The 618-nt window shown below is 78.3% G+C and carries 1 protein-coding gene; it reads left to right on the forward strand.

Annotated features, from left to right (window positions below; genetic code table 11):
* Nucleotides 1-618, forward strand: a 618-nt coding sequence (locus LPA54_RS35035; RefSeq protein WP_368857888.1) for an RNA polymerase sigma factor, incomplete at both ends; no start/stop codon positions are given.

Genomic DNA, 618 nt, shown 5'->3' on the forward strand with positions numbered 1-618 from the left:
GTACGCGTACTGCGCGCCCGCCCTCGTCCGGCAGGCGTACCTGCTCACCGGGCGGCGCGACCTCGCGCACGAGTCGGTGGAGCGGGCCTTCCAGCGGGCGTGGGACCACTGGCCGGAGGTGGCGCGCGACCCGGACCCGGCCGGGTGGGTGCGTGCGGCCGCGCACGACTGGGCGCTCTCCCCCTGGCACCGCTTCCGCCGCCGCTACCGGCACCCCGAACCCCCGCCGCCCGACGACCACGACCGCGCACTGCTGGACGCGCTGCTGAGCCTGCCGCCGCCGTACCGCCGCACGCTCGTGCTGTACGACGGTGTCGGCCTGGACCTGCCGGATACCGCGGCGGAGACGGAGGCCAGCACGCGGGCCGCGGCCGGGCGGCTGCTGTACGCGCGTGAGGTCCTCGCGGAGCGGCTGCCGGAGCCGGCCGGTCCGCGGGAGCTGCACGACCGGCTGGCGGAGCTGGCGTCCAGCGGGCGGACGCGGGCGGCGGAGCCGGCTGCGGTCCGCGTCGGCGGCGAGCGCCGGGCGCGTCTGTGGACGCGGACGGCGGCGGCCGTCACCGTCGTCCTGATCGGCAGCACGGCGATGACCCTGCACACGGCGCCCACGCACTACGT

It is taken from the genome of Streptomyces sp. DH12, assembly GCF_020873895.1.
Classification (GTDB): domain Bacteria; phylum Actinomycetota; class Actinomycetes; order Streptomycetales; family Streptomycetaceae; genus Streptomyces.